Origin of the sequence: Mesorhizobium sp. WSM4312, from assembly GCF_002294875.1 — a bacterium.
In the GTDB taxonomy this organism is placed as follows: Bacteria; Pseudomonadota; Alphaproteobacteria; order Rhizobiales; family Rhizobiaceae; genus Mesorhizobium.
In genome coordinates, this window is sequence record NZ_NSFU01000001.1 from 521,948 (window position 1) to 547,996 (window position 26,049).

At 64.8% G+C, this 26,049-nt stretch carries 28 protein-coding genes; 16 read left to right on the forward strand and 12 right to left on the reverse strand.

Annotation, left to right across the window (positions count from 1 at the left end; all coding sequences use genetic code 11):
* Positions 1 to 7 precede the first annotated feature (7 nt).
* Genes pcaG through pcaD form a run of 4 tightly spaced genes read right to left on the reverse strand, consistent with a single transcriptional unit; the run spans position 8 to position 2,600 of the window.
* Complete coding sequence (gene pcaG, locus CK228_RS02460; protein ID WP_095786750.1) at positions 8 to 622, reverse strand: protocatechuate 3,4-dioxygenase subunit alpha; 615 nt, start codon at positions 620 to 622, stop codon at positions 8 to 10.
* Positions 622 to 1,377 carry a protocatechuate 3,4-dioxygenase subunit beta gene (gene pcaH, locus CK228_RS02465; RefSeq protein WP_095786751.1) on the reverse strand — a complete coding sequence of 252 codons (756 nt, stop codon included), beginning with the start codon at positions 1,375 to 1,377 and terminating at the stop codon, positions 622 to 624. The genes pcaG and pcaH overlap by 1 nt, the downstream gene beginning before the upstream one ends.
* Positions 1,367 to 1,774, reverse strand: a complete 408-nt coding sequence (gene pcaC, locus CK228_RS02470; protein ID WP_095771228.1) for a 4-carboxymuconolactone decarboxylase — start codon at positions 1,772 to 1,774, stop codon at positions 1,367 to 1,369. The genes pcaH and pcaC overlap by 11 nt, the downstream gene beginning before the upstream one ends.
* Positions 1,767 to 2,600: a 3-oxoadipate enol-lactonase gene (gene pcaD, locus CK228_RS02475; protein ID WP_179295780.1), complete on the reverse strand. Its 834-nt coding sequence runs from the start codon at positions 2,598 to 2,600 to the stop codon at positions 1,767 to 1,769. The genes pcaC and pcaD overlap by 8 nt, the downstream gene beginning before the upstream one ends.
* A gap of 69 nt (positions 2,601 to 2,669) precedes the next feature.
* Here pcaD and pcaQ point away from each other — a divergent pair, with 69 nt between their 5' ends.
* From pcaQ to CK228_RS02515, 8 genes are all read left to right on the forward strand, one after another.
* Complete coding sequence (pcaQ, locus tag CK228_RS02480) at positions 2,670 to 3,587, forward strand: pca operon transcription factor PcaQ (RefSeq protein ID WP_095786752.1); 918 nt, start codon at positions 2,670 to 2,672, stop codon at positions 3,585 to 3,587.
* A 140-nt stretch (positions 3,588 to 3,727) separates the two neighbouring features.
* Positions 3,728 to 5,044, forward strand: a complete 1,317-nt coding sequence (locus CK228_RS02485) for an ABC transporter substrate-binding protein (RefSeq protein WP_095786753.1) — start codon at positions 3,728 to 3,730, stop codon at positions 5,042 to 5,044.
* A gap of 15 nt (positions 5,045 to 5,059) precedes the next feature.
* Complete coding sequence (locus CK228_RS02490; protein WP_095786754.1) at positions 5,060 to 5,803, forward strand: ABC transporter ATP-binding protein; 744 nt, start codon at positions 5,060 to 5,062, stop codon at positions 5,801 to 5,803.
* Positions 5,800 to 6,528: an ABC transporter ATP-binding protein gene (locus CK228_RS02495; protein WP_095786755.1), complete on the forward strand. Its 729-nt coding sequence runs from the start codon at positions 5,800 to 5,802 to the stop codon at positions 6,526 to 6,528. Before CK228_RS02490 ends, CK228_RS02495 begins: the two co-directional genes overlap by 4 nt.
* Positions 6,525 to 7,421 carry a branched-chain amino acid ABC transporter permease gene (locus CK228_RS02500; RefSeq protein WP_095771232.1) on the forward strand — a complete coding sequence of 299 codons (897 nt, stop codon included), beginning with the start codon at positions 6,525 to 6,527 and terminating at the stop codon, positions 7,419 to 7,421. The genes CK228_RS02495 and CK228_RS02500 overlap by 4 nt, the downstream gene beginning before the upstream one ends.
* Positions 7,418 to 8,485, forward strand: a complete 1,068-nt coding sequence (locus CK228_RS02505) for a branched-chain amino acid ABC transporter permease (protein WP_095771233.1) — start codon at positions 7,418 to 7,420, stop codon at positions 8,483 to 8,485. The genes CK228_RS02500 and CK228_RS02505 overlap by 4 nt, the downstream gene beginning before the upstream one ends.
* Positions 8,486 to 8,487: 2 nt before the next feature.
* Positions 8,488 to 9,273, forward strand: coding sequence for a coniferyl-alcohol dehydrogenase (locus CK228_RS02510; protein ID WP_095771451.1), 786 nt, complete (start codon positions 8,488 to 8,490; stop codon positions 9,271 to 9,273).
* 34 nt (positions 9,274 to 9,307) lie between these two features.
* Positions 9,308 to 10,753 carry an aldehyde dehydrogenase gene (locus CK228_RS02515; RefSeq protein WP_095786756.1) on the forward strand — a complete coding sequence of 482 codons (1,446 nt, stop codon included), beginning with the start codon at positions 9,308 to 9,310 and terminating at the stop codon, positions 10,751 to 10,753.
* Here the strand turns inward: CK228_RS02515 and CK228_RS02520 are convergent.
* A complete protein-coding gene (locus CK228_RS02520) occupies positions 10,698 to 11,711 on the reverse strand; it encodes an aldose 1-epimerase (protein ID WP_245437945.1) in 1,014 nt (337 codons plus the stop codon). The two genes, CK228_RS02515 and CK228_RS02520, sit on opposite strands and share 56 nt — an antisense overlap.
* A 109-nt stretch (positions 11,712 to 11,820) precedes the next feature.
* On the opposite strand from CK228_RS02520, the gene CK228_RS02525 reads away from it, so the two are divergent.
* The 8 genes from CK228_RS02525 to CK228_RS02560 all read left to right on the forward strand — a co-directional run bounded on the left by CK228_RS02525 (position 11,821) and on the right by CK228_RS02560 (position 20,032).
* The gene (locus tag CK228_RS02525; protein WP_095786757.1) at positions 11,821 to 12,564 is read left to right on the forward strand and encodes a FadR/GntR family transcriptional regulator; all 744 of its coding nucleotides are present in this window, start codon (positions 11,821 to 11,823) and stop codon (positions 12,562 to 12,564) included.
* Entirely contained in the window at positions 12,561 to 14,288 is a 1,728-nt protein-coding gene (locus CK228_RS02530; protein ID WP_095786758.1) for an IlvD/Edd family dehydratase, read from the forward strand. The genes CK228_RS02525 and CK228_RS02530 overlap by 4 nt, the downstream gene beginning before the upstream one ends.
* A gap of 11 nt (positions 14,289 to 14,299) precedes the next feature.
* Positions 14,300 to 15,076, forward strand: coding sequence for an SDR family oxidoreductase (locus CK228_RS02535; protein WP_095786759.1), 777 nt, complete (start codon positions 14,300 to 14,302; stop codon positions 15,074 to 15,076).
* A gap of 32 nt (positions 15,077 to 15,108) precedes the next feature.
* Positions 15,109 to 16,107: an AraD1 family protein gene (araD1, locus tag CK228_RS02540; protein WP_095786760.1), complete on the forward strand. Its 999-nt coding sequence runs from the start codon at positions 15,109 to 15,111 to the stop codon at positions 16,105 to 16,107.
* Between the two features lie 52 nt (positions 16,108 to 16,159).
* Positions 16,160 to 17,185: an ABC transporter substrate-binding protein gene (locus CK228_RS02545; RefSeq protein ID WP_095786761.1), complete on the forward strand. Its 1,026-nt coding sequence runs from the start codon at positions 16,160 to 16,162 to the stop codon at positions 17,183 to 17,185.
* A 77-nt stretch (positions 17,186 to 17,262) separates the two neighbouring features.
* Positions 17,263 to 18,366, forward strand: coding sequence for an ABC transporter ATP-binding protein (locus CK228_RS02550; protein WP_095786762.1), 1,104 nt, complete (start codon positions 17,263 to 17,265; stop codon positions 18,364 to 18,366).
* Positions 18,363 to 19,235 carry an ABC transporter permease gene (locus tag CK228_RS02555; RefSeq protein WP_095786763.1) on the forward strand — a complete coding sequence of 291 codons (873 nt, stop codon included), beginning with the start codon at positions 18,363 to 18,365 and terminating at the stop codon, positions 19,233 to 19,235. The genes CK228_RS02550 and CK228_RS02555 overlap by 4 nt, the downstream gene beginning before the upstream one ends.
* Entirely contained in the window at positions 19,232 to 20,032 is an 801-nt protein-coding gene (locus tag CK228_RS02560; protein ID WP_095786764.1) for an ABC transporter permease, read from the forward strand. The genes CK228_RS02555 and CK228_RS02560 overlap by 4 nt, the downstream gene beginning before the upstream one ends.
* Positions 20,033 to 20,057: 25 nt before the next feature.
* Here CK228_RS02560 and CK228_RS02565 read toward each other — a convergent pair whose 3' ends face one another.
* The 7 genes from CK228_RS02565 to CK228_RS02595 all read right to left on the reverse strand — a co-directional run bounded on the left by CK228_RS02565 (position 20,058) and on the right by CK228_RS02595 (position 26,037).
* Positions 20,058 to 21,461: an FAD-binding oxidoreductase gene (locus CK228_RS02565; protein ID WP_095786765.1), complete on the reverse strand. Its 1,404-nt coding sequence runs from the start codon at positions 21,459 to 21,461 to the stop codon at positions 20,058 to 20,060.
* Positions 21,462 to 21,674: 213 nt separating this feature from the next.
* On the reverse strand, positions 21,675 to 22,934 hold the full coding sequence (locus CK228_RS02570) for an ABC transporter substrate-binding protein (protein ID WP_095786766.1): 1,260 nt from the start codon (positions 22,932 to 22,934) through the stop codon (positions 21,675 to 21,677).
* 48 nt (positions 22,935 to 22,982) lie between these two features.
* Positions 22,983 to 23,414, reverse strand: coding sequence for a DUF4440 domain-containing protein (locus CK228_RS02575; protein ID WP_095786767.1), 432 nt, complete (start codon positions 23,412 to 23,414; stop codon positions 22,983 to 22,985).
* Positions 23,411 to 24,466 (reverse strand): aldo/keto reductase, encoded by a 1,056-nt coding sequence (locus CK228_RS02580; protein ID WP_095771245.1) that lies wholly within the window; start codon positions 24,464 to 24,466, stop codon positions 23,411 to 23,413. The genes CK228_RS02575 and CK228_RS02580 overlap by 4 nt, the downstream gene beginning before the upstream one ends.
* The gene (locus CK228_RS02585) at positions 24,463 to 24,816 is read right to left on the reverse strand and encodes a TIGR04076 family protein (protein WP_095786768.1); all 354 of its coding nucleotides are present in this window, start codon (positions 24,814 to 24,816) and stop codon (positions 24,463 to 24,465) included. The genes CK228_RS02580 and CK228_RS02585 overlap by 4 nt, the downstream gene beginning before the upstream one ends.
* 1 nt (position 24,817) lies before the next feature.
* Positions 24,818 to 25,306: a DUF3830 family protein gene (locus tag CK228_RS02590; RefSeq protein WP_095786769.1), complete on the reverse strand. Its 489-nt coding sequence runs from the start codon at positions 25,304 to 25,306 to the stop codon at positions 24,818 to 24,820.
* Positions 25,303 to 26,037 carry a GntR family transcriptional regulator gene (locus CK228_RS02595; RefSeq protein ID WP_095771452.1) on the reverse strand — a complete coding sequence of 245 codons (735 nt, stop codon included), beginning with the start codon at positions 26,035 to 26,037 and terminating at the stop codon, positions 25,303 to 25,305. Before CK228_RS02595 ends, CK228_RS02590 begins: the two co-directional genes overlap by 4 nt.
* Positions 26,038 to 26,049: the final 12 nt, after the last annotated feature.

The window sequence follows — 26,049 nt, forward strand, 5'->3', positions numbered from 1 at the left end:
CTGACCATCAACTGTCGAAGAAGACCGTTTCCTTCTCCCCCTGGAGATGGACGTCGAAGACGTAAATGTCGCCCTGGCGCTCGGCGATCAGCGTCGGCACGCGGACGCGGTGCTCGATGCGCGCCAGGATCGGATCCTCGCCATTGGCCTTTTGCTCGTCGGAGAAATAGAGCCGTGTGTGCAGGCCGACATTAATGCCGCGCGCGACGATCCACAGTGTGACGTGCGGCGCCATCAGCCTTCCATCCCGGAACGGCACCCGGCCGGGCTTGATCGTCTCGAATGCACAGACGCCGGTTTCCATGTCGGTCGGGCACCGGCCCCAGCCGAAAAAGTTCGGATCGGCCGCGCCGCGCATCTCGGTCGGCGAATTGTAGAGCCCGTCCGCATCCGCCTGCCAGATCTCGATCAAGGCGTCCTTGAGCGGCGTGCCGGTGCCGTCGAGCACGCGGATTTTGAGACCGATGCGCTCGCCCTTGGTCTTGTCGCTGACCATGGTCGAGCCAAGATCGGTCGCATAGACGCCACTGATGCCGCAGAAGTTCGGCGTCAGCCCGATATAGACGTATGGTCCCGCGGTCTGCGAAGCGCTTTCCCTGAGCCGGTCGAGCGACTGGGCCATCAATTGCCCTCCAGCCGGTTTTCGAACAGCGACGAGCGGCGGCCGCGCAGCACGATGTCGAACTTGTAGGCGAGCGCATCCATCGGAATGGTCGCCTGCGTGTCGAGGATGGCCGTGAGCGCCTCGATGGCCGCCTTGTCGGCGATGCCGCGCACGATCGGGCACTTCCAGATCAGCGGGTCACCCTGGAAATACATCTGCGTGATCAGCCGCTGCGCGAAGCCGTGGCCGAAAACCGAGAAATGGATGTGCGCCGGGCGCCAGTCATTGGGACCATTCGGCCAGGGATAGGGCCCGGGCTTGACGGTGCGGAAGGCATAGCCACCATCCTCGGCTGTAATGGTGCGGCCGCAGCCACCGAAATTCGGGTCGAGCGGCGCCAGATAGCCGTCCTTCTTGTGGCGGTAGCGGCCGCCGGCATTGGCCTGCCAGAATTCGATGAGCACGCCGGGAACGCCAACGCCTCGCTCATCGAGCACACGCCCATGGACGATGATGCGTTCGCCGATGGCGCTCTCGCCCGGCCTGGCGAAATTATGGATCAGGTCGTTGTCGATCTCACCCAGCATGGCGTGGCCGAAGACCGGTCCGGCTATTTCCGACAGCGTGTTGTCGAAGGACAAAAGCGCCTTTTGCGGCGAGCGCAGCACCGAACTCTTATAGCCCGGCGTCAGCGCCGGAGGATGCCATGTCCGGTCGCGCTGGAAGAAGGCGCCGGTCTCGGGCTTCCGGTTCGAGCCCGACTCAGCGGGCATTGTCGGCTCCGTCCATTTCCGAAAACACGTCCTTGGCTATTCTGAAGGCACGGTTGGCGGCCGGCACACCGGCATAGATGGCGACATGCAGGAACGCCTCGCAGATATCGTCGCGCGTCGCACCGGTGTTGGCGGTGGCGCGCACATGCAGGGCGACCTCCTCATCATGGCCGAGTGCCGCCAGCAGCGCCAGCGTGACGATCGAGCGCTCGCGTTTGCTGAGGCCCGGCCGGGCCCACACAGTCCCCCAGGCTGCCTCGGTGATCAGTTCCTGGAAGGGTTGATCGAAATCGGTGGCGGCGACCTCGGCCCGATCGACATGCCGATCGCCGAGCACCGCGCGCCGCACCGCGAGGCCAGTGCGATATCTGGCTGCGTTGCCGGGGACTTCATCCATGGTTTTCTGCTCCAGGGGCAAACGATGCGACAAAATCGCGGATCAGCGCGGTGAGCGCCTCAGGCTGTTCGACGCAGGGAATATGTCCAGCGTCGCGGATGATCTCGAAACGCGAACCGGGGATCAGAGCGGCCAGCGACCGGACGAGAGCGGGCGGCGTCGAGCCGTCCTGGTCACCGACGACGCAGAGCGTCGGTACCGCGATGCGGCGTGCTGCATCGGTAAAATCGGCGGCGCGGATGGCTGCGCAAGTCCCAACGTAACCGGCGACAGCCTGCCGGGTCATCATGTTCCAATAGCCGTCCAGTTCGGCCACCCGCGCGGTGTGGAAGGCGGGAGTGAACCATAGTTTGAGCACGCCATCGGCAATGGCCTGGATGCCCTTGCGTTCGACGACCGCGATGCGGGTGTTCCAGCTCTCATTGGTGCCGATCTTGTGGGCCGTGTCGCACAGGATCATGGCCTCGACGATCCCGGGGCGCCTGGCGTAGAGCCCTTGTGCGATCATGCCGCCGACCGAAAGGCCGCACAGCACGACCTTCTTCAAGCCGAAATGATCGATGAGCCCCGAGAGATCGTCGACATGATCGTCGATCGACTTGATCTCGCCGATGTCGGACAGCCCGTGGCCGCGCTTGTCATAGACCAGCAAGGACATTTCCCCATCGAGCGCCGAGACAATATCGTCCCAGATGCGGAAGTCGGTGCCGAGCGAATTGATGAATATGATCGCGCGCGCATTGTCGGTGGCCTTGAGGTGGCGATGGTGCAGCGTGATGCCGCCGATGGTGACGAATGACACGATTTCGATCCTCCACCTCCACATTGCACAAGGCATTTGGTTCGGTAAAATGATATTTTGCGCCATTTCATTAACTCGGGGGTTATCAAATCCATGGCCGAGAGCCGCATCCGCTTTCGTCATCTGCAGGCCTTCCTGGAGGTCGCGCGGCAGGGCAGCGTTGCCCGCGCCGCCGATTTCCTGCATGTCAGCGCCCCGGCGGTGACCAAGACGTTGCGTGAGCTGGAAGAGGCGCTCGGTGTCGCCGTTGTCGAGCGTGACGGGCGCGGTATCCGGGTCACAAGGCTTGGCGAGATCTTCCTCAGCCATGCCGGTTCGGCGATCACGGCGTTGAAACGCGGCGTCGATTCGGTTCGCCAGGACGACGCCATCAACCGGCATCCGATCCGCATCGGCGCGCTGCCGACCGTGTCGGCGAAGGTCATGCCCAAGGCCATGAGCCTGTTCCTTGGGGAAAATACCGGCGCGGCGATCAAGATCGTCACCGGCGAAAACGCGGTGCTTCTTGAGCAATTGCGCACCGGCGCGCTCGATCTTGTCGTCGGTCGGCTGGCAGCGCCCGAAAACATGACCGGCTTCTTCTTCGAGCATCTCTATTCCGAACAGGTGCTGTTCGTGGTGCGGGCCGGACATCCGCTGCTCGAACCGGGAGCGGATATCTTCGCCAGGCTCGATGAATTCCCGGTGCTGATGCCGACCCGGGAATCCGTCATCCGCCCCTTCGTCGATCGCCTGTTCATCACCAACGGCATGACCGCGCCGGCGACCGAGATCGAAACCGTCTCGGATTCGTTTGGCCGCTCCTTCATGCGGCAGAGCAATGCGGTGTGGATCATTTCGGCCGGCGTGGTTGCGAACGAGATCGCCAGCGGCGCCTTCGTCGCCCTGCCGGTCGACACCGAGGAAACCAAGGGACCGGTCGGCCTGACGATGCGCACCGATACGGCGCCATCGCCGGCCTTCACCATCCTGCTGCAGACCATTCGCGAGGCGGCAAGGCCGGGCAAGTGAGGCGTCGGATCATTTGGACCGCTCCGTCTTTGCCGGAAATCTCCTAACCCAGAGGTTAATGAAACACCGCAAAATATCATTTTACCGAACCAAAACGCTGGTGCACTGTGCCGATGGAGGAGCCACAGAGGGAGGAACGTATGACCCATTCTATCGGCAGCAAATCCAGCATTAGCGACATTTCGCGACGCCAGTTCATCGCCACCTCGATCGCCGGCGGCGCCGCGCTCGCGCTCGGCGGCAAGAGCGCTTTCGCCCAGGCGGGCGAAACGCTCAAGGTCGGCTTCGTCAGCCCGCGCACCGGGCCGCTGGCCGGCTTCGGCCAGACCGACGGCTATGTGCTCGACCTTGCCCGCAAGGCGCTCGCCGGCGGCCTTGAGATCGGCGGCAAGAAGTACAGCGTTGAAATCCTCGACCAGGACACGCAGTCCGATCCCTCCCGCGCCGGCCAGCTCGCCAAGGACCTGATCAACAACCAGGCCATCGACCTGATGCTCGCGGTGTCGACGCCCGAGGTGATCAACCCGGTGGCCGATGCCTGCGAGGCCGCAGGGGTGCCCTGCCTGTCGACCGTCATGCCGTGGGAGGCCTGGTATTTCGGCCGTGGCGCGAAGCCCGGCGCGCCCTCGCCGTTCAAATGGACCTATCATTTCGGCTTCGGCGTCGGCGAGTTCTTCAAGACCTATATTTCGCAATGGAACCTGATCGAGACCAACAAGAAGGTCGGCGTCATGTATCCCAACGACGCCGACGGCAACGCCATCCGCGCCAATCTGGCGCCGCTCCTGGCCAAGCAAGGTTTTACGATCGTCGATCCCGGCGCCTACGAGACCGGCACCACCGACTATTCCTCGCAGATCGCGCTGTTCAAGCAGGAAGGCGTCGAGATCTTCAACTCCTTCCCGATCCCGCCTGACTTCGCCGCCTTCTGGCGCCAGGCGGCACAGCAGGGGCTGATCAAGCAGATCAAGATCGCCCAGGTCGCCAAGACCGGCCTGTTCCCGTCCGACATCGAGGCGCTCGGCGACCTCGGCATGAAGATTTCGAGCGCCGCCTATTGGCACAAGGCCTTCCCCTACAAGTCGCCGCTGACCGGCGTTTCGGGCACCGAGCTCGCCGACGGCTACGAGGCAGCGAGCGGCAAGCAGTGGACGCAGCAGCTCGGCGCCTCGATGTCGCTGCTGGACGCCGGCTTCGAAGCGCTGAAGGCCAGCACCGACGCCAAGGACAAGGCGGCGGTGGCCAAGGCGCTGAGCACGCTGAAGACCGAGACTATGATCGGCAAGGTCGATTTCACCAGCGGCCCTGTCGCCAATGTCTCGCCCGGCCCGATCATCGGCACGCAGTGGGTGGCCGCCAAGGAAGGCAGCAAATTCCCGCTCGACTATGTGGTGACCGAAAACGCCACCGATCCGAAGGTGCCTGTCGAAGCCAAGCTCCAGCCTTACAACGGCTGATGGACCGCAGACGAGGTGGTGACCCATCCGCAACAACAGGCTGTTCTCGTTGCCGCCGGCATCCACAAGCGCTTCGGTGCGCTTGTGGTGCTGGATGCGGTCGATTTCGCCATGGCGGCCGACGAGGCGGTCGGCATTGTCGGGCCGAACGGCGCCGGCAAGACGACGCTGCTCAGCGTGCTTTCCGGCGCCTTTCCGCCGAGTGCGGGCACGGTCAGGTTCAAAGGCGATGACGTGACGTCCTTGCCGGCGACGCAACGTTGCCGGCTCGGGCTGGTGCGCACGCATCAGGTGCCCAAACCATTCAGCGGCATGACCACTTTCGAGAATGTCTTCGTCGCGGCCTCGCACGGCGCCGGGCTCGGGCGGGACGAGGCCTATGAGGAGGCGCTCGGCTCGCTGAAGCTGTGCGGCATGCTTGATATTGCCAACCGCCGCGCCGAGACGCTCGGACTGCTCGACCGCAAGCGGCTGGAACTGGCGCGCGCGCTGGCGGCAAGGCCCACGCTGCTGCTGCTCGACGAGATCGGGGGCGGCCTGACCGACGGCGAAGCCGGTGAGCTCGTCGGCACGATCAAGGAATTGCGCCGCCGCAAGATCGGCATCGTCTGGATCGAGCACATCGTCCACATCCTGCTGCAAGTGGCCGAACGGCTGATCTGCATGGATGCGGGAAAAATCATCGCCGACGGCGAGCCGCAAGCCGTCATGGCCGATCCGGAGGTCGTGCGCGCCTATCTCGGCGGAGGCCCGAAATGAGCCTGCTGTCGGTTGAGGATCTCGTTGTCCGCCACGGCCTGCTGCAGGCGGTGCGCGGCGTCAGCTTCCGCATCGAACGCGGCGAGACGCTGGCGCTGGTCGGTGCCAACGGCGCCGGCAAGACGACGCTGCTCAGGGCAATTGCCGGCGCGCACCAGCCGGCGGCCGGCCGCGTGCTGCTGGACGGCGCCGATCTTACCAACGTGCCGTCGCACAAGCGCGTCGGCATGGGCATCGCGCTGGTGCCTGAAGGGCGAAAACTCTTCGTGCAGATGACGGTCGAGGAGAACCTTCTGCTCGGCAGAACCGCCGGCCGGCCGGGCGAGTGGAGCGTCGACAGGGTGCTCGACATGTTTCCCAATCTGAAGCCGCGCCGCCATGCCAAGACGGGCCACCTCTCAGGCGGCGAGCAGCAGGCGACGGCGATCGGCCGGGCGCTGATGAGCAACCCGGAAGTGCTTTTGCTCGACGAGGTTTCGCTCGGCCTGTCGCCGCTGATCGTCGACCGTGTCTACGCGGCCCTTCAGGGGCTGATGGCTTCCGGCACGACGATCATCCTGGTCGAGCAGGACCTCAGCCGCGCGCTGTCGGTCTCCGACAGGGTGATCTGCATGCTCGAAGGGCGCGTGGCGCTCGAAGGGCCGAGCAAGGCGGTGTCGCGCGACGAGGTGACGAAAGCCTATTTCGGCCTGCACCGGAAAAGTCCCGGGAGCGTTCCGGCATGAGCAACCAGATCATCCAGGGCATCCTGCTCGGCGGCTACTACGCGCTGATCGCCTGTGGCCTGTCCTTCATGTTCTCGGTGATGCGCATCATCAACCTCGCCCATGGCAGCCTTGCCGTGTTCGCGGCCTTTGCGCTGTGGTGGCTCGCCTCGCGGTTCCATATCCCGCCCTTTGTCGGCCTGCTGATCGTGCTGCCGCTGATGGCGGCGATCGGCTGGGCGCTGCAGCGTTTCCTGCTCGAACGCAGCGCGCGTGGCGGTGCGCTGCTGCCGATCCTGACCACGTTTGGGCTGGCGATCGTCATCGACAACATGCTGTTCGAGCAGTTCGGCGCCGACACGCGTTCGCTGGCGCCCTATATCGGCAGCCTGTCCTATGATTCCTGGGAATGGCCAGGCAACATCTATGTCGGCAAGCTCGCCGTGATCATGTTCGCCACCGCCGTGATCCTGCTGGGCGGGCTGCAGCTGTTCCTCACCCGCACCCGGCTTGGCCGCTCGATCCGCGCCACCTCGGAAGACCCCGATACGGCAGGCCTGGTCGGCGTCGATGCGCGTCGCGCCAATGCCATCGCCGCTTCCATCGCCATGGTCACGGTCGGCCTTGCCGGCGCCTTTCTGGGCATGCGCGCCACCTTCGATCCCTATGCCGGCGCGCCGCAACTGCTGTTCGCTTTCGAAGCCGCTGTGATCGGCGGCGCCGGTTCGCTGTGGGGAACGCTGGTCGGCGGCATCGTGCTGGCGCTTGCGCAGACAGTCGGCGCGCAAGTGCATCCGCAAGGCTTTCTGATCGGCGGCCATGCCGTGTTCCTCGTCGTGCTGTTCGTGCGGCTGTCCACGTCGGGCCTTGGCCTGCGCGGCCTGCTGCGCCTGCCTTCGCGGAGCGCGTCATGAGCGCCGTTTCGTCCTCGCCGATCATCGAGCGCGGCACGACGACGTCGCGGATCGCGGCGATTGCGGTCGCTGTCATCATCGCGCTGCTCGCCATCGCGCCGCAGTTCCTCTCGGCGGGCGCGGTCGACCGCATGACGGCATTGTTCATCTATGTGATCCTGGCGGCGATGTGGAACGCACTGGCCGGATTCGGCGGCCTGGTTTCCGTCGGCCAGCAGGTGTTCTTCGGGCTCGGCGCCTATTTCGCCATCCGGCTGGCCGATGCCGGCCTCAACCCTTTCGCCTCGCTTTTCGTATCGGCGATCGTTGTCGGCGTTGTCTCCTGGCCGCTGTCGTTGTTCATGCTGCGGCTGAGGAATGGCGAGTTCGCCATCGGTATGTGGGTGATCGCGGCGCTGACGCATCTCCTGGTCAATCTCGACCGGCTGGTGCAAGGCGAAACCGGTACGTCGCTGATCTCGCTCAACGTCTACGATGCCGGCACCAGACGGGTGGCAATCTACTGGCTGGCGCTGGCCTCGATGACCGCCCTGCTCGGCATCCTGTTCGGCCTGCTGCGCGGCAGCACGGGTGCCGCCATCCGCGCCATCCGCGACAATGAGGATGCCGCCGCCTCGGTCGGCGTGCGCGTCACCGGCACCAAGCGGCTTTTGTTCGTGCTTGCCGCCTTCGGCATCGGCGTTGCCGGTGCGCTGTGGCTGGCGACCTCCATCACCTTCCAGCCGAAAACCTACTTCAACGTCCAATGGACCGCCTACATGATCTTCATGGTGCTGGTCGGCGGCATCGGAACGTTCGAGGGCGCCATCCTTGGCGCGCTGGTGTTCTTCCTCATCGAGACCTGGTTCGGCGGCACCGGGGTCTGGTACCTCGTCGGCCTCGGCGCCACCGCCGTGCTGTTCTCGCTGTTCTTGCCGCGCGGCCTGTGGGGGACGATCGAGGGGCGCTTCGGCTTGCGCCTGCTCCCGGTCGGCTACCGCGTCAGGCTTCCGGGAAATGCTCCGGCCGATGACGGCAGCGCCCCCTCGCCGGAGCGAACCACACTTGATCAGGAGAAGGCATGACCATGCTTTTCGGCAAGACGATCCTCATCACCGGCGTTGCCTCCGGCATCGGCGCTCGCACGGCGGAACTCGCCGGCCAGCTTGGCGCGGACGTGATCGGCGTCGATGTACGCGAGCCGGCGGCAGCGGTGGGCAGTTTCGTCAAGGCCGATATCTCGTCGAAGGCCGGCGTCGATGAGCTGGTCGCGCGCCTGCCACAGCGCATCGATGCGCTCTGCAACGTCGCCGGCCTCTCCGGCAACACCGGCGCGGTGTCGACGCTGGCCGTCAACTTCTTCGGGCTGCGGGCGCTTTCGGAAGGGCTCGCGCCCAGACTTCGCGAAGGCGGCGCCATCGTCAATGTCGCCTCGATCGCCGGCTACGGCTGGCGCGCCAATCTCAACCGAGCGGCCTCGATGGTCGGCATCGAGGGTTTCCCGGATGTCGCCAAGGTGGTCGCCGATCATGCGGTCAGGAACGAGGAAGGCTATCCCGTCTCGAAGGAACTGCTCCTGCTGTGGACCTTTCGCGCGGCGCACCAGGATCTGTTCAAACGCCGTGGCATCCGCGTCAATGCAGTGAGCCCGGGACCGGTCGAGACGCCGATCCTGAAACAGTTCCGCACCGTGCTTGGCGATGCCCGGGTCGACAGCGACATTGCCAGGGTCGGACGGGCCGGCACATCGGGCGATATAGCGCCTGTCGTGCTGTTCCTATGCTCGGACGGCGCGCGCTGGGTCAACGGCGCCAACGTGCCGGTCGACGGCGGCCTCGAAGCATCGATCAACGCCGAAGTGCTCGGCTTCTAACCGCGAAGCTCCAGACGGAGCGAGGGAGACAATCATGGATATCGGACTTCTGATCGACGGCGACAAAAGGGATGCGTCCGGCGCGGCCGCCTACGAGCGCATGGACCCGTTCACCGGCAAACTGGCAACGCGCGCTGCCGCTGCCAGCGTTGCCGACGCCAATGCTGCCGTGGAAGCCGCGGCCGCTGCCTTTACGACGTGGTCGAAGACCGGGCCGGGCGAGCGCCGCGCCTTGCTGTCCAAGGCGGCCGACGTCATGGCCTCCAAGGTCGGCGAATTCACCAAATTGATGATGGAAGAGACCGGGGCTACCGGCCCCTGGGCCGGTTTCAACGTGATGCTGGCGGCCAACATGCTGCGCGAGGCGGCGGCGATGACGACGCAGATTTCGGGCGAGATCATCCCTTCCGACAAGCCGGACACGATCGCCATGGCGATCCGCCAACCCGCCGGCGTGTGCCTCGGCATCGCGCCGTGGAATGCGCCGGTCATCCTCGGTACCCGTGCCATCGCCATGCCGATCGCCTGCGGCAACACGGTGGTGCTGAAGGCCTCCGAAATGTGCCCCGGCACACACCGGTTGATCGGTCAGGTGCTGGTCGAGGCCGGCCTGCCCAAGGGCGTCATCAATGTCGTCACCAACGACCCCAAGGATGCCGCTGCGATCGTCGAGGCGCTGGTCGCGCATCCCTCGGTCAAGCGCGTCAACTTCACCGGCTCGACCAAGGTCGGGCGCATCATCGCCGAGCTTGCCGGGCGGCATCTGAAGCCGGCGCTGCTCGAACTCGGCGGCAAGGCGCCGCTGCTGGTTCTTGACGACGCCGACATCGACGCAGCGGTCAATGCGGCAACCTTCGGCGCCTTCATGCATCAGGGCCAGATCTGCATGTCGACCGAGCGGCTGATCGTCGATGAGAGGATCGCCGACGAATTCGTTTCCAAGCTGGCCGCCCGCGCGTCGAGCCTGCCGGCCGGCGATCCGCGTGGCCATGTCGTGCTGGGCTCGCTGATCAGCAGCCAGGCGGCCGACAAGATGGAGGAGCTTGTCGCCGATGCCGTCGCCAAGGGCGCCAAGCTTGCCGCCGGCGGCAAGCGTGCTGGTACCGTTGTCGAGGCAACGCTGCTCGACCATGTGACGCCTGCCATGCGCGTCTATGCCGAAGAGTCCTTCGGGCCGGTCAAGCCGGTGATCCGGGTGAAGGGCGAGGACGAGGCGGTGCATGTCGCCAACGACACGGAATACGGCCTGTCGTCGGCGGTGTTCAGCCGCGACATCAAGCGTGCCATGGCGGTCGCCGCGCGCATCGAGGCGGGCATCTGCCACATTAACGGGCCGACCGTCGGCGACGAGGCGCAGATGCCGTTCGGCGGCGTCAAGGGCTCGGGCTATGGCCGCTTCGGCGGCAAGGCCTCGATCGCCGAATTCACCGATTTGCGCTGGGTGACGATCGAGGACCCCGGCCAGCACTATCCGTTCTGAGCCGGCCTCGTCTCGCTGTCGGCAATACGGACCAAACGGCCAGGGACGGCGTGAAGCGAACGCTGGCGGATCGCATCAGACCGGGGGCCAGTACGATGCAGCCAGTGTCGATGCCGCCGCCCGTGCGGTTGAAGGCATCGGTGATGTTGCTGACCGGCTCGGCGCAAAAGAACGGCTCGCCGGGCGGCGTGTAGAGAACAAGGAAATCGAGCGGCGCCTCGGCCTCGATGTCCAGTCGCCGTCCGTGTTCGGGCCAGGAGATCCGGGCGCGGCGCGCCCATCCGGTGAAAACCGTGTCGAAGTCCACTTCCGATACGTCGAAACCGATGGACGGGTCGGCTCCTGCCGGCGGCAGGACATGCCGGACGGGCAGGACCTCCGTGTCCGTCTCCCACATGCCTGACACCGGCGCCTGGACATGCGCCCACGGCGTCGACGGGAAATAGGGATGGAGGCCGAAGCCAACCGGCATCGGTGCGTCCGACAGGTTGCGTACCTTGATGGTCACGCAAAGCCTGCCGTCAGCCAGCGTTATCTCTTGCTCGGCTTCATAGCTCCACGGCCAGGAATCGGCGGCGTGGCGATAGCGCAGGACGATCGTGCCGGCTTCATGCCTGACGACCACCCAGGGCCGGCGCCAGCCATGACCATGCTCACGATGAGGATCGTCGGCAGTCGTCGGAAGCCGGATGGTGCGTCCCGCGAACTCGAACCGGCCGCCCCTTATGCGATTGGAATAGGGAACGAGCGGGAAGCAGGCCATGGCGCCGGCATCGCGGCTACGGATCGCCGCTGGATCGGCCGGGCGCAGCCAATCCACCACGGCGCCATCTTGCCACCATCGATACGACGCCAGCGCACCGCCGGCGGCCGGAGCAATGTCGACTGTTGCGATGCCATCGCTGACCGAGACCAGTTCCGTGTGCTGCGCGGCAATGGCAGCGAGATTCTTTGTCATCGGCGCTCCCCCGTCCCTTGACTCCAATCGCCACGGCGATAAGACATATCATATGAATAGTATGAAGAATAAGAAATCTTTTAACACGGCACGGACGTCGCGGGTTGCCATGGCGGTTTCCAGCGGCTCCACCGCATTGCACGCGACCGTCGTCGAGCAGATCGGCCTGCGCATCGTGCAGGGCGACTTCCTGCCCGGCGAGGCGCTGCCCAATGCCGACGATTCCAGCGAGATGCTGGGGGTCAGCCGCACGGTGCTGCGCGAGGCGATCAAGGTTCTGGCGGGCAAGGGGCTGGTCGAATCGCGACCGAAGACCGGCACGCGGGTGCGCCCACGCTCCGACTGGAATTTCCTTGATCCGGACGTGCTGTCATGGCGCTACACCGGCGGTGTCAGCGCCGACGATGTGCGGGCGCTGTTCGAACTGCGCCGCGCCATCGAACCGATGTCGGCAGCACTTGCCGCCCAGCGCGCCACGCCGGCACAGATTGCCGAGATCCAGGCGGCACTCGCCGAAATGGAAGCGGTGAGCGACGATGGCGACCGCTTCGCCAAACCCGATCTGGTGTTCCACCAGACCATCCTGCGCATGACCGGCAATGAGCTGATCGGCTCGCTGGCGGCACTGGTCGAAACCGCGCTGGTGATGAGCTTTCGCCTCTCCAACGACAATCCGGAAGGCCAACGCCATTCCTTGCCGCTGCATCGCGAGGTGGCCGAGAAGATCGCCGCCGGCGACGCCGCCGGTGCGCAGAAGGCACTGCTGGTTCTCATCGACAATGCCGAGGACGACGTGCGCCGCAGCGTCGAGAACCGCAACAGACGCCGCCAGGATCGGGGCCAGCAATCGTGACCGACACCAAACGCAAACTGCGGTCCGAAGCCTGGTTCGGCGGTGAAGGCAAGAACGCCTTCATGCACCGCAGCTGGATGAAGAATCAGGGCATCCCGGCCGACGCCTTCGACGGCCGCCCGGTGATCGGCATCTGCAACACATGGTCGGAGCTGACGCCGTGCAATGCGCATCTGCGGGCGCTGGCCGATCACGTCAAACGCGGCGTCTACGAGGCCGGCGGTCTGCCGCTCGAGTTCCCTGTCATGTCGCTGGGCGAAAGCAACATGCGTCCCACAGCCATGCTGTTTCGCAATCTGGTCAGCATGGATGTCGAGGAATCCATTCGCGGTAACCCCATCGACGGCGTCATCCTGCTGGTGGGCTGCGACAAGACCACCCCGGCGCTCTTGATGGGGGCCGCCTCGTGCAATCTACCGACCATCACCGTTTCCGGCGGGCCGATGCTCAACGGCAAGTTCCGTGGGCAGGATATCGGCTCGGGTACCCATGTCTGGAAATTCGCCGAGGAAGTGAAGGCCGGCCGCATGCCGGTCGCCGACTTCCTCGCCGCAGAACAGGGCCAGAGCCGGTCGGCCGGCAGTTGCATGACCATGGGCACGGCCTCGACCATGGCCAGCATGGTGGAAGCACTCGGCATCGGCATGCCGGACAACGCCGCGATCCCGGCCGTGGATTCGCGCCGTGGCGTGCTCGCGCAGATGGCCGGACGCCAGATCGTCGATCTGGTCCGCAGGGACGTGAAGATTTCGGACATTCTCACGAAGCAAGCGTTCGAGAACGCCATTCGCGTCAATGGCGCGATCGGCGGCTCGACCAATGCGGTGCTGCATCTGATCGCCATCGCCAACCGGATCGGTGTCGATCTCAGCCTCGAAGACTGGGACCGCCTTGGCCGCGACGTTCCAACCATTGTCGACCTGATGCCGTCGGGCCGGTTCCTTATGGAAGATTTCTACTATGCCGGGGGGCTGGCTGCGGTCATGGCGTCGCTTGATGAAGTGGGGCTTCTTCATCGCGACGTCATGACCGTCAGCGACAAGACGATCGGCGCGTTGATCGACGGCGCGCCCAACTACAACCGCGAGGTTATCCGGCCGCTGAGCGAGCCATTGACCGAGCAAGGCGGCATCTCGATCCTGCGCGGCAATCTGGCGCCCAATGGCGCGGTCATCAAGCCGTCGGCGGCAACGCCGGAACTGATGCAGCATCGCGGCAAGGCGGTCGTGTTCGAGAACATCGAGCATTACTACGCCCGCATCGACGATCCGGAGCTGGATATCGACGCCTCCTCGGTGATGGTGCTGAAGAATTGCGGGCCGCGCGGCTATCCCGGCATGGCCGAGGTCGCCAACATGCCGCTGCCGGCGAAGCTGCTCAGGCAGGGCGTCTCCGACATGGTGCGCATCTCGGATGCACGCATGAGCGGCACGGCCTACGGCACGGTGGTGCTGCATGTCGCGCCGGAGGCCGCGGCCGGTGGCGCGCTGGCCTTGGTGCGCGACGGCGATCTCATCGAGCTCGATGTCGCCGGCCGCCGGCTTGAACTGCTGGTATCGGACGAGGAGCTAGCGATCCGCCGCCGCGACTGGAAGCCGCCGGAGCCGCCTGAAGGCGGCTATCAGAGCCTCTATGTCGAGCGCGTGCTGCAGGCCGACAAGGGCTGCGACTTCGACTTTCTCGTCGGCCGGCGCGATGCCGGCATCCCCCGGCATTCCCATTAGAGAGGCGCGCCATGACGGATGAAATCGGCTACGCCATCTACCCAAGCCTCAAGGGCCGCAGCGTCTTCATAACCGGCGGCGGCAGCGGCATCGGCGAAAGCCTGGTGCGCCATTTCTGCGCGCAAGGCAGCCGCGTCGCCTTCGTCGATCTGGCGGAGGAGCCTTCGAGGCATCTGGTCGAGGCGATCGCGGCCGAAGGACACCCAGCGCCGCTGTTTATTCCGTGCGATCTGCGCGATGTCGAGCAGCTACAGGCGGCAACCGCGCAGGCGATGCGGCACAATGGCCCGATCCAGGTGCTGTGCAATAATGCCGGCAACGATGACCGCCATCAGACCAAGGACGTGACGGTGGCCTATTGGGACGACCGCATGGCGGTCAACCTGCGCCACCAGTTCTTCGCCGCGCAGGCGGTGCGACCGCAGATGAGCGCGCAGGGGGGTGGCTCGATCATCAATTTCGGCTCCATCAGCTGGATGGTCGGCGATCCCGATTGTCCGGCCTATGTCACCGCGAAAGCCGCCGTCTACGGCATGACGCGGGCGCTGGCCCGCGAACTCGGCCCCGAGCGCATCCGCGTCAACTGCATGGTGCCGGGCTGGGTGATGACCGAGCGCCAGATGCGCCTGTGGCTCAATCCGGCCGGTGAACGCCAGATCGCCGAAAGGCAGTGCCTGCCCGACCGGCTGCAGCCCGCCGACATCGCGCGCATGGCGCTGTTCCTCGCCGCCGACGACAGCCGCATGTGCACGAGCCAGCAGTTCATCGTCGATGCGGGCTGGGTGTGACCGACACGGCTCCAAGGGAAGAAGGGTATTTCATGCGTCTTGTTCAGTACAGAATGCCGGATGGCAGCAGGCGGGTCGGCCGCGTCTCCGAAGACGGCAATCACCTGCACCCGCTCGACAAGACCGGCAGCGTGCTGGAGCTTGCCGAAGCGGCGATCGCCGAGGACATGTCCGTCGCGTCGCTGGTCGAGAAGCTCACGAGCGCTGCAACGATCGACTACGACGAGCTGTTGCGCGATGGCCGCGTGCTGGCTCCCGTCGATCATCCGGAACCGGCGCGCTTCCTGGTAACCGGAACCGGCCTGACTCATACCGGTAGTGCCGCCGCGCGCAACCAGATGCATGTTCTGACCCATGGCGACGGTGCCGAGGAATCCGATTCCTTGAAAATCTTCCGCATGGGGCTGGAGGGCGGCAAGCCTGGCGCCGGCAAGATCGGCATCCAGCCCGAGTGGTTCTTCAAGGGCGTCGGCACCTGCGTTGTGCCGCCCGGCGCGCCGCTGCCGATGCCGGCATTCGCGAAAGCCGGCGCGGAGGAAGCCGAGATCGTCGGGCTTTATCTCAATGGGCCGGACGGCCATCCCTATCGCATCGGCTATGCGCTCGGAAACGAATATTCCGACCACGTGACGGAGGGCGAGAACTACCTATACCTCGCGCATTCGAAGCTTCGCTCCTGTTCGATCGGGCCCGAGCTGCTGATCGGCGACCTGCCCGAAGAAGTCCGGGGCCATTCCCGCATCCTGCGCGACGGCACTGTCATCTGGGAACAGGAGTTCCTGTCGGGCGAGGCGCACATGTCGCACTCGATCGCCAATCTCGAGCACTTCCATTTCCGCTACCCGATGCACCGAAGGGCGGGCGACCTGCACGCCTATTTCTTCGGCGCGGCGGTGATGAGCTACGCCTCCGGGATCAAGACGGCCTCCGGCGACGAGTATGAAATCCAGGCACAGGCATTCGGCAAGCCACTGCGCAACCGGATGGTGTCGGTGCCGGACGAGGGACCGGTCACCGTCACCCAGCTGTGACGGCAGAGGCCCGGAAATTACGGTCCACCAGAACGACAATGGGAGATTAAAAATGGGACTGAAGAAAGCGTTTCTAAAACTAGCGACAATCGGGCTCGGCATCGGCCTGATGACATCGGCGGCCTTGGGCGCGAACCTTCGGGTGTTGGCCTGGGACGGCTATGCCGACCCGGACTGGGTGAAGGATTTCACCGCGGCAACCGGCATCGGCGTCGATGTCGTCTTCATCGGCAGCGATGACGAGATCTGGGCCAAGATCAAGGGCAGCGAAGGCCAGGATTTCGATGTCTTTGCCGTCAACACCGCCCAGCTGCAGCGCTACATCAAGGCGGACCTGGTGTCTCCGATAGACATCACCAAGCTGCCCAACCAGAAGGAGGTGCTGCCGCGCTTTCGCGATCTGTCCAAGGTCAGCGGCGACACCAAGGACGGCAAGGTGTTCGGCATCCCGTTCTGCTTCGATTCCATCGGGCTGATCTACGACACCGACAAGGTCAAGCCGGCACCGACCTCGATGTCGGTGCTGTGGGATCCGGCCTACAAGGGCAAGGTCCTGGCCTACGACAATGGCGAGCACAATTTCTCGTTCACCGCGCTGACGTTCGGTTACAAGGATCCGTTCAACCTCGACGCGGAGCAGATGGCGGCGGTCAAGGCCAAGCTGGTCGAGCTCAAGCGCAATGTGCTGAGTTTCTACACCACCGCCGACGAGGCGCAGCAGATCTACCAGAACAATGACGTTGCCCTGATCTGGGCCAATTACGGCCAGCAGCAGGTCAAGGCGCTGCAGAAGATCGGAGCCCATGTAGCCTACGTCAATCCGAGTGAAGGCGCTCTGGCCTGGCTCGACAATTGGGTGATCTCCAAGGGTGTGCGCGACAATGCGGCGGCCGAGAAGTGGATCGACTTCATGCTGACGAAGAAGGTCAGCGGCGAGCTTTCCGAGCGCACCGGTTTCGGCAACACCGTGGTCGAGTCAAGCAGCGCCGGCAGCAACGACAAGCTGGTCTGGCTGAACAATGTCGAGGACCCTCTGAAGCGGTCGGACATGTGGAACGAGATCAAGGCGACGCCCTGATCCTTTCCGCGGCCCGATCCAGAATGACCCGGCGGTCCGGACGTTCCGGACCGCCGCAGCGTATGCGAGACTGTACCATGAACCAGAACACCGACCTGCTGACGCTGCGGTCCGTCTCGAAATCCTACGGCACGGTTCCCGTGCTGCACGACATCGACCTGTCTATCCCGGATGGCGAGTTCCTGACCGTTCTTGGACCGTCGGGCTCGGGCAAGACCACGGTCCTGCGGCTGATCGGCGGGCTGGAGCCGCTGACCGCGGGCGAGATCCGCCTCGACGGCCAGGACATCAGCCGCATGCCGATCAACAAGCGACCGTTCAACACCGTGTTCCAGGACTATGCGCTGTTTCCGCATATGACCGTTTCTGGCAATGTGGGCTATGGTCTCTCGGTGCGCCATCTCCAGCGCAAGGAGATTGCACGCCGTGTCGCGGAAGCCCTCGATCTCGTGCAACTCGGACGTTTCGCCGACCGCTTTCCGGCACAGCTTTCCGGCGGCCAGCGCCAGCGCGTCGCGCTCGCCCGAGCGCTGATCTGCCAGCCGCGCCTGATCCTGCTTGACGAGCCGCTCGCCGCGCTCGACCTCGAACTGCGCCGGCAGATGCAGGAATTCCTGAAATCCATCCAGCGCGAGATCAAGACCACCTTCCTTTTCGTCACGCATGACCAGGAAGAAGCGATCGGCATGGCCGACCGGATCTGCGTCATGCAGGCCGGCCATATCCGCCAGCTCGGCACGCCGCACGAGCTTTACTACAAGCCGAATTGCGAGTTCGTGGCGCGCTTCTTCGGCGAGAACAATCTGGTGGCCGGAAAGCTCGGCCCCGTCCAGGGCGAGCAGCGGCCGATCGAGACCGCACTTGGGCGGCTGATCTGTTCGATCAGCGACCAGCCGCATCTGAAGGCCGCACCAGACGGCGCGAGCGCCTTCGCGGCGTTCCGACCCGAGGCCTTGCATCTCGCCGACGCCACGGACGCCGACAACCGCTTTTCCGGCACCATCTCCGATCTGGCCTTTGCCGGATCGTCCACCGTCGCCACGATCACGGCGGGCGCGGACACTGCCGCGCAGCGGCTGCGGCTGCGAACCCCAAGCCGGATCGACGGCAGCGCGCTGAGATCCGGCGAGACGGTTTCGCTTTCGTTTGCGCCGCATGAAGGCCATCTGGTGCTGGCATGAGCGCGGCCGTCACGACACAGCCCGAGGAAAGGCGTTTGTCGCTGCTGGTGACCGTGCTGGCTTTCGCTCTGCCGGTGATCTTCGTCCTGGTGCCGCTGGCGATCTTCCTGGTCTACAGTTTCTTCAGCGTCGACCAGGGCACGATCGTCTACGCGCCGACGCTCGGCAACTATGTCAGGTTCTTTACCGACCCGATCTTCCTGCCGGTGTTCTGGAACACCATCGTGCTGTGCGTGTCGGTGGCCGTCATCTCCATCCTGCTCGCCTATCCCGCTGCCTATTTCCTGACGACGCTGAGAGGGCGGTGGCGCTATGCCCTGCTGATGCTGCTTCTGGTGCCGCTGCTGATGAGCTACGTCATCAAGATCTACGCGATCCGCAGCATCCTCGGCCTCAACGGCTTCCTCAACAAGGCGCTGGTGGCAATCGGCATCCTGCAGCAGCCGTCGACGCTTTTCGTGTTCAACATGAACGCCATCCTGTTGACGCTGAGCCTGCTTTTGATCCCCTTCGCAATCTTGCCTATCTTCCTGTCGCTGGAGCGGATACCGCAGACCTTGCTGCGTGCTTCCGACGATCTTGGCGCGAGCAGCTTGCAGACGTTCCTGCGCATCACCCTGCCGCTCAGCCTGCCCGGCGTCGCCTCGGCGGCGAGCTTCGTCTTCGTGCTGGCGATCGGCGATTTCCTGACGCCGCAGATGGTCGGCGGGATCAGCGGCTTCACTTTCGGCCGCATCCTCTACAGCCAGTTCGGCACGGCCTATAACTGGCCGTTCGGCGCCGCACTGTCGGTAGCGCTGGCGATCGTGGTGATCTGCGCAATCCTCATCGGCGAACGGTTCGGGCGCAGACGGGGGACGTCGGTATGAACGCCCTGCCCCGCCCCTCCACCATCTTCTTGGCCGCGATCACAACGCTGGTCGCGATGCTGCTCTACAGCCCGCTATTGGTGCCGATCGTGTCGTCGTTCTTCGCCATCTCGCACGGCGATGTCGACTGGTCGTCACCCACCCTCTCGACCTACCGGGCTCTGGCCGGGAATCACGACATCCTGGCTGCCTTGCGCACCACGCTGATCGTCGGCCTGTGCACCGTCGTGCTCGCGGTGGTCAGCGGAACGTTGCTGGCACTCTATTATCACGGCCGTCGCTCGGGGCGCGCGATCCTGCAGTTCATCATCTTCCTGCCGTTCCTGATGCCGCCGATCATCAGCGGCCTGGCGCTGCTGATCTTCTTCCGCGAGATCGGCCTCGAACGTTCGCTGCTGACGGTCGTCATCGGCCATACGGTCTTCGTGCTGGCGATCGTCTATCGCACCGTGCTGATGCGGCTGCAGTCGATGAGCCGCACGCTGGTCGAAGCGTCCTACGATCTCGGCGCCACCGGCTGGCAGACCTTCTGGCGCATCATCCTGCCGAACCTGTCGAGCGCCATGGTCGGCGGCGCCATCCTGGCCTTCGCGCTGTCGTTCGACGAAACCATGATCACCATCCTGGTCACCGGCACGCAGAGCACGTTGCCGGTCAGGCTGTGGGCGATGATGCGGCTTGGCTTCTCACCCGACATCAATGCACTGGTGGCGCTGATCCTGATGTTCACCGTGCTGCTCTGCATCCTCGCCGCCCGTTTCCTGATCCCCAGGCAGATGGCGACGGAGCGGAGCTGAGCGCTGGCTTACAGGGCGATGCTTGTCATCGGGGAACGGCAGTTGGATCGAGGTCGAAGACACGCCCCCGATTGAGGATGTTCTTCGGGTCGAGCGCCGTCTTCAGCCGCCGCATCGTGGCGATTTCGGCGTCGCTGCGCACCAGATGCAGCCACTGTTTCTTGTCGAGGCCGATGCCATGTTCGGCCGAAACGCTACCTCCCGCCGCCGCCACACCGCGATAGACGATGCCGTAGGCGGCCGCCGGATCCGCCGTCAGCACCTGGTAATGCAGATTGCCGTCGCCGAGATGACCGAAGACATAGATGTCGGCGCTGGGATCGACGGCATGGATGGCCGCGTCGGCTTCTTGCAGGAACGCGCCCATGCGCGCCAGCGGGATGCTGATGTCGACGCCGATCAGGCCTTTGATCGAAAACAGCACGCGATTGGCGTCCTCCCGCACGTCCCAGAGCGCCCGGAATTCGCGCGGCGACTGCGAGACGACGACATCGTCGACCACGCCGTCCTCGACCGCCTGCATCAGGACCTCGGCGAAGCGCTCGCCGTCGCGCTCGGGCTCGCTGCCCTGGATTTCGGCCAACACATAGACCGGAGAGCCCACAGGCAACGGCGCCGGCATGGCCATGCTGGCAGCCATGACGTCATAGAGCGGTGCGAAATTCACCTCATAGGCAGACAATAACGGGCCGAGCCTTTGCCGCAGCAGCCCGAGCAAGGCGATCGCCGCATCGAGCGAAGCGAGCGCGCAGAAGGCGTTCACCTCGGAGGCCGGCTTGGGGTGCAGCCGGAGCGCGGCGCGGGTGACGACACCGAGCGTCCCTTCCGCGCCGATGAAGAACTGGCCGAGGTCATAGCCGGAATTGTCCTTGGGCAGGCCCTTGAGCGAGGACAGCACGCTGCCATCGGCCAGCACGGCCTCCAGCCCGAGCACCTGCGCGCGGTACATGCCATAACGCAGCACGCGGATGCCGCCGGCATTGGTGGCGATGTTGCCGCCGACCGTCGCCGAGCCGCGCGCGCCGATATCGACACCGAACATCAGCCCGGCACCGTCGGCCGCCTCCTGCACCGCCTGCAGCGTCGCGCCCGCTTCGGCGACGATGCTGGCGGCTTGAGCGTCCGGCGCGGCTAGGCCGCTCATGCGTTCCAGCGACAGCACGATCTCGCCGGGCTGGACGCGCGTGCCGCCAGCCAGCCCGGTGCGTCCGCCCTGGACGACGACCGGCTGGCCGAGAGCGTTGCAGCCAGCGAGCGCTGCCGCGACACCGACGGTATCGCGCGGACGCAGCACGACTTCGGGCAGGACGCCAAGCTTGCCGTCGGGATCGTCGCGATAGCGCTGGTCGACATCGGCGCCGGCAAGCACGCCGCCCGCGCCCAGCCGATCGCCAAGGGCGGAGAGAAGCCGTTGCGTTTCAGGTGACATCGGACTCAGGCGCCGGCGTGGCGAAGCGCGTCGTCTGCGTCCCGCGACCGGATGGGCCGATGAGTATTTCCGTCCGACACGCTTGCCATCCTTCAACTGCAGCCGGCCGATCCTATTCGGGATCGCCTGCCGTGCAAGCGATATCGCCTGCCCTGAGCGACACCGGCATCAATCACGGTAAGACGCGATTGATGCCGACGCCACTGTGTCTGCCTACTGAAGCTTGGCCTGCAGCGTGTTGACGTCGTCGGTGGTCATTTCGCCGTCGGTGGTCACCTTGCCGTCGATGATCTTCCACAGCCGGAACGGGCCGGTGATGTCGCCGAATTTGTCGAAGGCGACCGGACCGATGACGCCTTCGTAGCGGATCGGCTTGCCGTCCTTGATCAGGCCGAGCGCCTTGGCGAACTCCTCCTTGCCGGCGAAGATCGGCGTGCCGGCCGGATCGACCGCCTTGTACATGGCGTCCTTGATCTTGGCCGGATCCTCCGAGCCGGCAATGGCGATAGCCAGCCCGACGATGGCGCCGGCATCATAGGAACGATCGGCCGCCGGGTTGGAGGGTTCGATGCCGGAGAATGCCTTGTAATTCTTGGTGAAGTACTCGGTCGATGCGGTCGGGCTGGTTCCCGACGACGTGCCGTAGGCGTCCTTCAGATAATCGGCGCCGACGGACTCTATGAAGTCAGGACTGTTCATGCCGTCATTGAGCAGGAATTTCTGCACGCCGCCTTGCGAAATCCAGGTGCGGGCAACAGTCGCGCCGTCGACCGGCGTGCTGACCAGATAGAGGCCGTCCGGCTCGCCCGCCATCGCCGCAGTCACCTCCGAGGCATAGCTCGACTGCTTCTCGTTGTAGGGCGTGTCGGAGACGATGGTGCCGCCGAGCGCTTTGTAGGCGCGCGCGAATTCGGCCACCATGTTGACGCCGAAATCGTTGTTGACGTGGATGATCGACAGTTTCTTGAAGCCCTTGTCGATGGCGTATTTGGCGGCAGCCACGCCTTGCAGCGCATCGGACGTGATGGTGCGGAAGAAGATGCCGTTGGTCTTGCCGTCGCGGCCAAGCGCGGTCAGCGTCGGCGAGGACGACGCCGGCGAGACCTGGACGATCTTGGCAGGTGCTGTAACAGAGGTCAGGATCGGGATCGACACCGACGAGATGATGCCGCCGATGATGACCGGCACCTTCTTGACCTGGACCAGCTGGGTCGCGGCGTCGACGGCGATGTTGCCCTGGCTCTGGCTGTCGCGCGTATCGGTCACCAGATCGCAGCCGCGCACGCCGCCGGCTTCGTTGATGTCGCGAAAAGCCATTTCGACCGACTTGGCGCCGGCCTGGCCGTATTCGCCGGCCGGACCGGTCAGTTCCATGACGAGGCCGACGGTGATCTTGCAATCGGCGGCCTGCGCTGCGCCCGCCATCGTGACGAGAGCAAGCGCGGTGGTGAGTTGGAGTATCGTCTTTCTCATTGTTGTTCCCCTTTCGTTACTCGACACTAATTGATCTCTGGAGCCTGTTCAGCGTTCCGGCACCTGCAGCCAGGTTTCATGCAGGTGTCGCCATTCGACGCCGTTGGGCGCCGATGAACTGGGGGTGAAGACAGCGCTCGACTGACGGCGGCTGTGCTTGCCGCCGCGCAACTGCGCCTCGACGTAAAGGACGACGATGGAGTCCTCGGTTTGCCAACCGGGCCTGATATCCTCGATCGAAATGGCAAACCCGTCGTCGCACGTGGCGCGGCTTGAGCGGACATGATCAATCACAGCGTCACGGTCGAGGATCTCGCCGCTCGGTGCGATCATGGTCAGGCCTTCGCCCATGACGTCTTCGAAGCGCGAGAAATCCACCGTGTTCGCACGCGCGGCGACGAACCATTCAACGAAGAAGCGATGCAGGCCGACGACCTCGGCGCTGGCCCGCGAAAACAGCGTCGAGTTGCTGGCGCTCATGTGCGGCCTGCGTTCAAATTGTAGTGCATGATCGAGCCGTGGCGGCCGTGACGGTCGCGCTCCAGCGCGTAGACATCGCCAAGGGGACCTTGGCCCTGCGCGATCACAGCCGCGATCTTCGCCCGGTCATCGGCGTCGAGCGGGACGTCCATGATGCCAGCATTGGCGAGCGCATGCGCCTGATTGCGGGCGCCGACGATGACGGCGGCGACTCGCGGCTGATCCAGCACCCAGGCGCTGGCGATGGTGGCGATGTCGACGCCGTGGCGGTCGCCGACGGCCTTCAATGCCTGGAGCAGCTGCTGGAACAGGTCCCAGCCGCCGAAATCGTCGATGATCAGCTTGTATTTGACCAGCGAGCGGTTTTCGAGCGGCGTGCTGGGTTCGGCGACCCCAAGCCATTTGTCACTGAGGAAGCCGCCGGCTACCGAACCATAGCAGAGGAAGCTGACGCCATTTGTCTTCGCAAGCGCTGCGAGATTGTGCGCAGGCCGCTGATCGAGTACCGAATATTGCAGTTGCTGGCTGACCAGCGGAATGCCGGCGGCGAGGATTTCGGCCAGCCGAGGCGTGTCGAAATTGGTGGTGCCGAGATTGCGCACCTTGCCCTCGCGCCGAAGCTCGTCGAGCCAGCCCATCGCCTCGACATAGCGAGGCTGGTCATAGTCCCACCAGTGAAACTGGACGAGATCGAGCCGCTCGGTCTTCAGCCTGCGCAGCGACTGCTCGACGATGCCCCTGATATAGTCGCGGCTGATCGTTGCCAGCCGTTCCAGGTCGGGCACCAGCTTGGTATGCACCTTCATTCTTGCGGCAACGTCGAGGCCGCGCTCACTGGCCAGCCGCAGGCGCGCGGCGCCGATCAGTTCCTCGACGCCGGTGTAGATATCGGCGCAATCATAGGTCCAGATGCCAGCATCGAAGGTGGCGATCAGGTCGGTCACCGCCTGTTGTCGGTCGATGGCGCCATGGCCGCCGGCAAGCTGCCAGCCGCCGCGAATGACACGCGAGATGGTGTAGCCGGGGCCGAGTTCGAAAGTCTTGGCGGTCATCCCTTGTCATTCTCCTTAGGCAGCGGCACGGCCGTCGTCTCGGCATGGCTGAACCGCCGTTTGCCGGTCCTGATGATTCGTAGCCGGCTGGCGCAATTGGGATCGGGACAGGCGATCTCGGCGTCCGATGTCATCCAGTCATTGGCATCGGTCGGGCGCTGCTTTGCCGCCAGCAGCGGCAGCACGGCGGCGAGCGAATAGATCGAGAAGCCCTGCCCTGCCGGCATCGACAGCATTTCGCCCTTGAGTTCAAAATAATCACCCGCCTTGGCGCCACAATAGATCGGCTTGCCCTGCGGGATGACCGCCTCGACGCGAAGGTCGAAGAGCTCGAAACTGTCGTCGGCCATGTCAGGCCTCCACCAGGCTGAAGGTGACGTCGCAGGCGCCGTTGCGGCGGATGACGCCACATGAGGCGGCGAATTGGTCGCGCTCTTCGGCGCGTAGCTGCGCCACCACGCTGCCGGCCAGCCAGCCGATCGGGAACAGAAGCCGCGCGCCCTGTCCGTAGTAGAGGCCGATGTCGAAAATGGCATCGGGGTTGCCGCCCCACATGCGCGGCGGCACGTAGGACAGCACGATGTCTCCGGGCTGCGGCGTCAGCGTCGCGTTCTCCGCCGGCAAGGGCCTGGCATAGGGCTGGCCATCGAGATCATCTGATGGAATCGGGCAGGAGATTTCCGGTCCCGTCCACATCGCATGGATGCCGGGGACGACACGTGGCGTGGCGAGGTACGCCTGGAGAAAGGCGGCGTTTTCCGGCGCCTTTTCGGGCCGCAGCAGCGCCGTCACGGAAAGCTGCGAGCGCGGTTCGGTGATCCTGATGGCCGGCTTGTTCATGTCTGGCCTCTCGCGGCGGCGGATTGAAGCTTGTCGCGCAGGAAGGCAAAGGGCCGGCTGATATCGGCCACCAGCGCCTCGCGCGCCGCTTGCGCATCCTGCTTGGCGAGCGCCGCGACGATGCGGCGGTGATAGTGCGCGGTGTCGACCTCACCGGCGTCGGAAAAGGCATAGATGGCGACGCGGATGCAGGGGCCCGATTGCAGCCACAGGCTTTCGATCATCGGGATCAGCACGGCCGAGCCGCAGCAGCGGTAGATCTCGAAATGGAAGCTCTGGTTGAGCGTCGCTTCGCGGTCGATATCCTTCTTGTGCTTCAGGGCCCGCATCTCGTCCCACTCGCCGAGCATGGCTTCAATCGAAGCGATCTGGCGCGGGTTCATGCGCGTGGCGGCAAGCGCGATCGCCTCGCCTTCGATGAGTGAACGGGCGCGCAAAAGGTCGTCGATACGCTCCAGCGTGATCGGCGGCACGCGCACCGAGCGGTTGGGCAGCGCCTCCAGCGCCTTTTCCGTGATCAGCCGGCCGAGCGCTTCGCGCACCGGCATGGTCGAGGTGACCAGCGCATCGGCAAGGCCGCGGATGGTCAGTACTTGGTTCGGCTCGAACAGGCCGCCGATCAAAGCGCGGCGCAATTCGGAATAGACGCGATCCTGCACGGTCTCGCGGCCGACCGGCGTAAGCTGGGCTGCGATTGTTTCGTTGGTTCGCTCGATGGCAGCCTTCTGCATCCCGGCTTTTGC

Coding starts and splice junctions, on each gene's coding strand:
- CK228_RS02575 (WP_095786767.1), bottom strand. CDS start 23,414: ATGAGCGCCAGCAACTCGACGCTGTTTTCGCGGGCCAGCGCCGAGGTC.
- araD1 (WP_095786760.1), top strand. CDS start 15,109: ATGCGTCTTGTTCAGTACAGAATGCCGGATGGCAGCAGGCGGGTCGGC.
- CK228_RS02590 (WP_095786769.1), bottom strand. CDS start 25,306: ATGAACAAGCCGGCCATCAGGATCACCGAACCGCGCTCGCAGCTTTCC.
- CK228_RS02565 (WP_095786765.1), bottom strand. CDS start 21,461: ATGTCACCTGAAACGCAACGGCTTCTCTCCGCCCTTGGCGATCGGCTG.
- CK228_RS02555 (WP_095786763.1), top strand. CDS start 18,363: ATGAGCGCGGCCGTCACGACACAGCCCGAGGAAAGGCGTTTGTCGCTG.
- CK228_RS02510 (WP_095771451.1), top strand. CDS start 8,488: ATGCTTTTCGGCAAGACGATCCTCATCACCGGCGTTGCCTCCGGCATC.
- CK228_RS02500 (WP_095771232.1), top strand. CDS start 6,525: ATGAGCAACCAGATCATCCAGGGCATCCTGCTCGGCGGCTACTACGCG.
- pcaQ (WP_095786752.1), top strand. CDS start 2,670: ATGGCCGAGAGCCGCATCCGCTTTCGTCATCTGCAGGCCTTCCTGGAG.
- CK228_RS02595 (WP_095771452.1), bottom strand. CDS start 26,037: ATGCAGAAGGCTGCCATCGAGCGAACCAACGAAACAATCGCAGCCCAG.
- CK228_RS02515 (WP_095786756.1), top strand. CDS start 9,308: ATGGATATCGGACTTCTGATCGACGGCGACAAAAGGGATGCGTCCGGC.
- CK228_RS02560 (WP_095786764.1), top strand. CDS start 19,232: ATGAACGCCCTGCCCCGCCCCTCCACCATCTTCTTGGCCGCGATCACA.
- pcaG (WP_095786750.1), bottom strand. CDS start 622: ATGGCCCAGTCGCTCGACCGGCTCAGGGAAAGCGCTTCGCAGACCGCG.
- CK228_RS02585 (WP_095786768.1), bottom strand. CDS start 24,816: ATGGCCGACGACAGTTTCGAGCTCTTCGACCTTCGCGTCGAGGCGGTC.
- CK228_RS02580 (WP_095771245.1), bottom strand. CDS start 24,466: ATGACCGCCAAGACTTTCGAACTCGGCCCCGGCTACACCATCTCGCGT.
- CK228_RS02520 (WP_245437945.1), bottom strand. CDS start 11,711: ATGACAAAGAATCTCGCTGCCATTGCCGCGCAGCACACGGAACTGGTC.
- CK228_RS02495 (WP_095786755.1), top strand. CDS start 5,800: ATGAGCCTGCTGTCGGTTGAGGATCTCGTTGTCCGCCACGGCCTGCTG.
- CK228_RS02550 (WP_095786762.1), top strand. CDS start 17,263: ATGAACCAGAACACCGACCTGCTGACGCTGCGGTCCGTCTCGAAATCC.
- CK228_RS02485 (WP_095786753.1), top strand. CDS start 3,728: ATGACCCATTCTATCGGCAGCAAATCCAGCATTAGCGACATTTCGCGA.
- CK228_RS02535 (WP_095786759.1), top strand. CDS start 14,300: ATGACGGATGAAATCGGCTACGCCATCTACCCAAGCCTCAAGGGCCGC.
- CK228_RS02525 (WP_095786757.1), top strand. CDS start 11,821: ATGGCGGTTTCCAGCGGCTCCACCGCATTGCACGCGACCGTCGTCGAG.
- pcaC (WP_095771228.1), bottom strand. CDS start 1,774: ATGGATGAAGTCCCCGGCAACGCAGCCAGATATCGCACTGGCCTCGCG.
- CK228_RS02545 (WP_095786761.1), top strand. CDS start 16,160: ATGGGACTGAAGAAAGCGTTTCTAAAACTAGCGACAATCGGGCTCGGC.
- pcaD (WP_179295780.1), bottom strand. CDS start 2,600: ATGTGGAGGTGGAGGATCGAAATCGTGTCATTCGTCACCATCGGCGGC.
- pcaH (WP_095786751.1), bottom strand. CDS start 1,377: ATGCCCGCTGAGTCGGGCTCGAACCGGAAGCCCGAGACCGGCGCCTTC.
- CK228_RS02570 (WP_095786766.1), bottom strand. CDS start 22,934: ATGAGAAAGACGATACTCCAACTCACCACCGCGCTTGCTCTCGTCACG.
- CK228_RS02505 (WP_095771233.1), top strand. CDS start 7,418: ATGAGCGCCGTTTCGTCCTCGCCGATCATCGAGCGCGGCACGACGACG.